The sequence below is a fragment of the Pseudomonas sp. HMWF006 genome, assembly GCF_003061205.1.
Taxonomy (GTDB): Bacteria; Pseudomonadota; Gammaproteobacteria; order Pseudomonadales; family Pseudomonadaceae; genus Aquipseudomonas; species Aquipseudomonas monsensis.
In genome coordinates, this window is the sequence record NZ_QAIU01000502.1 from 1 (window position 1) to 4,875 (window position 4,875).

Annotated in this window: 8 protein-coding genes; 6 read left to right on the forward strand and 2 right to left on the reverse strand. The window is 62.9% G+C overall.

All coding sequences use genetic code 11. From position 1 onward, the window contains the following. The 6 genes from DBR24_RS22235 to DBR24_RS22260 all read left to right on the forward strand — a co-directional run. Positions 1-639: cytochrome c-type biogenesis CcmF C-terminal domain-containing protein (locus DBR24_RS22235; RefSeq protein WP_305889134.1), on the forward strand; the 639-nt coding region annotated here is incomplete at its 5' end. Next, a complete protein-coding gene (locus DBR24_RS22240) occupies positions 636-1,172 on the forward strand; it encodes a DsbE family thiol:disulfide interchange protein (protein ID WP_128615812.1) in 537 nt (178 codons plus the stop codon). The genes DBR24_RS22235 and DBR24_RS22240, both read left to right, overlap by 4 nt. Beyond that, entirely contained in the window at positions 1,169-1,639 is a 471-nt protein-coding gene (locus DBR24_RS22245) for a cytochrome c-type biogenesis protein (protein ID WP_123465809.1), read from the forward strand. Before DBR24_RS22240 ends, DBR24_RS22245 begins: the two co-directional genes overlap by 4 nt. Continuing rightward, positions 1,636-2,838 carry a c-type cytochrome biogenesis protein CcmI gene (ccmI, locus tag DBR24_RS22250; protein ID WP_128615813.1) on the forward strand — a complete coding sequence of 401 codons (1,203 nt, stop codon included), beginning with the start codon at positions 1,636-1,638 and terminating at the stop codon, positions 2,836-2,838. Before DBR24_RS22245 ends, ccmI begins: the two co-directional genes overlap by 4 nt. Before the next feature lie 25 nt (positions 2,839-2,863). Then, a complete protein-coding gene (locus tag DBR24_RS22255; protein WP_128615814.1) occupies positions 2,864-3,268 on the forward strand; it encodes a hypothetical protein in 405 nt (134 codons plus the stop codon). An 86-nt stretch (positions 3,269-3,354) separates the two neighbouring features. Beyond that, positions 3,355-3,567: a hypothetical protein gene (locus tag DBR24_RS22260; RefSeq protein ID WP_128615815.1), complete on the forward strand. Its 213-nt coding sequence runs from the start codon at positions 3,355-3,357 to the stop codon at positions 3,565-3,567. 15 nt (positions 3,568-3,582) lie between these two features. Here DBR24_RS22260 and DBR24_RS22265 read toward each other — a convergent pair whose 3' ends face one another. Then, positions 3,583-4,470 carry a LysR family transcriptional regulator gene (locus DBR24_RS22265; RefSeq protein ID WP_128615816.1) on the reverse strand — a complete coding sequence of 296 codons (888 nt, stop codon included), beginning with the start codon at positions 4,468-4,470 and terminating at the stop codon, positions 3,583-3,585. 58 nt (positions 4,471-4,528) lie between these two features. Continuing rightward, a partial coding sequence (locus DBR24_RS22270) for an SDR family oxidoreductase (protein WP_128615817.1) occupies positions 4,529-4,875 on the reverse strand: 347 nt, incomplete at its 5' end.

Sequence of the window (4,875 nt, forward strand, 5' to 3'; positions counted from 1 at the left end):
GATTTCAACTGGGCGGTGATCGCGACCTTCCTGCTCGCCGCGTGGGTGCTGCTGGCCGGCGTGCGCGACATCTTCGACAAGACCCGCCATAAAGGCCTGATCAAAGGCCTGCCAGCCCTGACCCGCAGCTACTGGGGCATGCAGATCGCTCACCTCGGCATCGCCGTATGCGCCCTCGGTGTGGTGTTGTCGAGCCAGAACAGTGCTGAACGCGACCTGCGTCTGGCGCCGGGCGAGTCGATGGACCTGGCCGGTTATCACTTCATCTTCGAAGGCGCCAAACACTTCGAAGGGCCGAACTTCACCTCCGACAGAGGCACCATCCGGGTCATCCGCGACGGTAAGGAAGTCAGCGTGCTGCACCCGGAAAAACGCCTGTACACGGTGCAGAGCTCGATGATGACCGAGGCCGGGATCGACGCCGGTTTCACACGCGATCTCTACGTCGCACTCGGCGAACCGCTGGAAAACGGCGCGTGGGCGGTGCGGGTTCACGTCAAACCGTTCGTGCGCTGGATCTGGTTCGGTGGCCTGCTCACCGGTCTGGGCGGATTGCTGGCGGCGCTGGATCGGCGTTATCGGGTCAAGGTGAAAGCCAAGGTGCGTGAAGCACTGGGCATGACGGGAGCGGCTGCATGAGACGTTGGTTGATGCTGGTGCCACTGGCGATTTTCCTGCTGGTGGCGGTGTTTCTGTATCGCGGTCTGTACCTCGATCCGGCGGAGTTGCCGTCGGCGATGATCAACAAGCCATTCCCGGAATTCAGCCTGCCGAACGTGCAGGGCGACAAGACGCTGACCAAGGCTGACATTCTTGGCAAACCTGCCCTGGTCAACGTCTGGGGCACCTGGTGCATTTCCTGCCGGGTCGAGCACCCGGTGTTGAATAAACTCGCCGAGCGCGGCGTGGTGATCTACGGCATCAACTACAAGGACACCAACGCCGATGCCTTGAAGTGGCTGGCCGAATTCCACAACCCGTACGTGCTGGACATCCGTGACGACGAAGGCTCGCTGGGTCTGAACCTCGGCGTCTACGGCGCCCCGGAAACCTTCTTCATCGACGCCAAGGGCATCATCCGCGACAAGTACGTCGGCGTGATCGACGAGCAGGTCTGGCGCGAAAAACTCGCCGCCAGGTATCAGGCGCTGGTCGATGAGGCCAAGCCATGAAGCGCTTTTTAGCCGCCGTGGTACTGGGCCTGAGTCTGGCCGGCATGGCTCACGCCGCGATCGACACGTATGAGTTCGCCAAGGAAGGTGATCGCGAGCGTTTCCGTGAGTTGACCAAGGAGCTGCGCTGCCCCAAGTGCCAGAACCAGGACATTGCCGACTCCAACGCACCGATTGCCGCCGACCTGCGCAAAGAGATTTTCCGCATGCTCGGCGAGGGCAAGGACAACCAGCAGATCATCGACTTCATGGTTGACCGCTACGGTGATTTCGTCCGTTACAAACCGGCACTCAACGCCAAGACCGCATTGCTGTGGTTCGGCCCGGCCGGGCTGCTGCTTGGCGGTTTCGTGGTGATCGCGGTGATTGTCCGCCGTCGTCGCGGCCAGCGCGCCGAGACCCCGACATCGCTGTCCACCGAAGAGCGTCAGCGTCTCGACCAACTGTTGGATAAAAACCAAGAATGATTGATTTCTGGCTTGCCGCAGGGCTGTTGCTTCTGGTCGCCCTGAGTTTTCTGTTGATCCCGGTTCTGCGTGAGCGTCGCGCCCAGCGTGAAGAGGATCGCACTGCCCTGAACGTCGCGTTGTATCAGGAGCGCGTGGCCGAGTTGCAATCGCAGCAGGCCGAAGGCGTACTCGATGCCGGGCAAATGGACAGCGGGCGCGCCGAGGCTGCCCGTGAACTGCTCGCCGATACCGAAGGCGTTGCCGCGCCACGTGTGTCGAAACTGGGCAAACCGTTGCCGCTGCTGGCCGCCGTCCTGGTGCCGGTACTGGGCCTGGGTCTGTACCTGCATTTTGGTGCTGCCGACAAGGTCGAACTGACCCGCGAGTTCGCCCAGGCGCCGCAGTCGATGGAAGAAATGACCCAGCGTCTGGAGCGTGCGGTCGCGGCGCAACCGGATTCTGCCGAGGGCCTGTATTTCCTCGGTCGTACCTACATGGCTCAGGAGCGTCCGGCGGACGCGGCGAAGATGTTCGAGCGCGCCGCCAACCTCGCCGGGCGTCAGCCGGAACTGCTCGGCCAGTGGGCCCAGGCGCAATATTTCGCCGACGGCAAAAAGTGGTCGGCGAAGATCCAGGCGCTGACGGACGAAGCACTGAAGGCCGATCCGAAAGAGGTCACCAGCCTTGGCCTGCTCGGTATTGCCGCGTTCGAGGGCGAGCGTTATCAGGAGGCGATCGACTACTGGAATCGTCTGCTGGCGCAACTGCCGCCGGACGACAACTCCCGCGCCGCGCTGCAAGGCGGGATCAAACGTGCCGCCGAGCGTCTGGAAGCCAGCGGCGGCAAAGTCGCTCAGGCACCGATAGCCGCGAAAGCCGCACTGTTGAAAGTCAGCGTCGATCTTTCCAGCGAACTCAGAAGCAAAGTGCAGCCGGGCGACAGCGTGTTCATCTTTGCCCGCGCCACCTCCGGCCCGCCGGCACCGCTGGCGGCCAAACGCCTGACCGTGGCGGATCTACCGGTGACTGTCGAACTGGGCGATGCCGACGCGATGATGCCGCAGTTGAAACTGTCGAACTTCCCTGAAGTCCAACTGGTTGCGCGCATCTCCCGCGCCGGCCAGCCAACGGCTGGTGAGTGGGTCGGTCGCAGCGGGCCTCTGGCCAGCAGCACCACCGCGCTACAAAAACTGATCATCGACAGCCCGGACAAATAGCCGGACACAACAGGAAAGCACCGCCATGCACACCATCGCCCGAATCACAGTCCTCACACTGGCCCTGGGCTTGAGTGCATGTGCGGTGCAACGACCGGAACCGACCACCAATCTGCCGCCGATTCCGCCGTCCCAGCCGAGCCCGACCCCGTCCACCTCGCCAACCCCTGGCAAAAGCATCCCGGCCAAACCGTCCAAACCGGTGCCACGCACCTCGGCCAGCTTCGCCCCGCCACCGGGTGGCAATAGCCACTGGGACCAGAAGCTCGGCGTCTATGTCCTCGACGACCAGCCCAACACTTTCTACCGCCAGCGCACCTACTACCGCTGGAACAACGGCTGGAGCCGCTCGATCAGCCCCAACGGTCCGTGGGAAGACACCAACATCCACGGCGTGCCGCCGGGATTGGGCAAACAGTTCGGGCAGTAATGAAAAAACGGCGATCTTTGGATCGCCGTTTTTTTTTGTCCGCGTTTCGGGGGCGCGTCTTCAGAGCATTGCGCCGAACTTGCGCAATGCCTGCACCATTGAATCAGGCCTTGGCGCTGCAGCAGATTGAGAAAAGGTTCGACATCCAGCGCTGGAAGTTTCAAGTGTGGTCGTTGCTGTTCAGCGGCAGCGCTGGCCGTAGCCGAATCCGCGGATGGGTGATGATCGACACGGGGTGTTCCGGCATTCGCAAAGGAGGGATGTCGGGACCTTATTCGAATAAACGAAAATCGCAATAAACGAAACGCTGGGCGCTAATGTTCGCTAGCCAGCAACCCTTGCACATACTCGACAAACGCCCGCGCCTTGGCGCTCGCCATCCTTCCCGTCGCAAACACCGCCCATAAATCCATGTCGGGCAGGGTCCAGTCGGACATGACGGTCTTCACCGCGCCGCTGGCCAGTTCCGGGGCGAACATCCATTCGGAGGCGAGTGTCAGGCCCTGATCGGCCAGCACGGCTTCGCGCACGCCCTCGGCCGCGCTGACGCGCAGGCGACCACTGATAATGACCGATTGTCGTTCCGCGCCTTTGGCGAACTGCCAGGTGTTGCCGCCGCCGAGGTTGTAGACGACGGCCTGGTGTTTACTCAAATCGGCAGGGCAGTTCGGTTCGCCGTGTCTGGCGAAGTACGCCGGGGTGCCGAGCACCACGCGGCGGCAATCGGCGATCTTGCGCGCGGTCAGGCCCGAATCGGTCAATGCGCCCATGCGCAGGGCGACGTCGATGCCTTCCTCGACGAGGTTGATGTTGCGATCGTCGAGCATCAGGTCGATGTTCAGTTGCGGGTGCTGATCGAGAAACGCCCCCAGGTGCGGAACGATGTGCAGACGGCCGAAGGTCACCGCCGCGCTGATGCGCAAGTTGCCGCTCAAACCGCCTGCACTGCCACGGGCGGCGTTGTCGGCCTCGTCGGCTTCGTCGATGGCACGTTTGGCCCGCTCGAAATAGGCCAGCCCGGCTTCGGTCGGGGTCAGGCCGCGGGTCGAGCGCAGCAACAGGCTGACGGCCAGGCGCTTTTCCAGCAGAGCGATGGTCTTCGACACAGCCGGCTGGCCGATATTCAAGCGCCGGGCAGCGGCGGAAAACGAGCCGGTTTCAACGACGTAGACGAAGGTTTCCATGGCGGCGAGACGGTCCATCGGTATTCCTGTGCAAGTCTGAAAATTGTCGTAACCCCACCGGGCAATAAGGTGTTGCTCAGAACGCGGCTTTGCCCACAGAGGCGCCGCCATCGACAAACAATGTCTGCCCGGTGATGAACCCGCTTTGCTCGGACAACAGAAACGCGATCGCCGCGGCGATCTCCTCCGGCTGCCCCAGGCGGCCCATCGGCACCCCGGCCAGATAGCGCGCTTCGCCTTCGCTGCCGGGCGGATTGTTGGCGCGGAACAGCTCGGTCTCGGTCGGTCCGGGCGCGACGGCGTTCACGGTGATGCCGGTCTGCGCCAGTTCCAGCGCCCACGAACGGGTAAAGCTGACCAGCGCTGCTTTCGCTGCGGCATAGGCTGTACGCTGAGTAATGCCCAGCACCGTCAGGCTGGAGA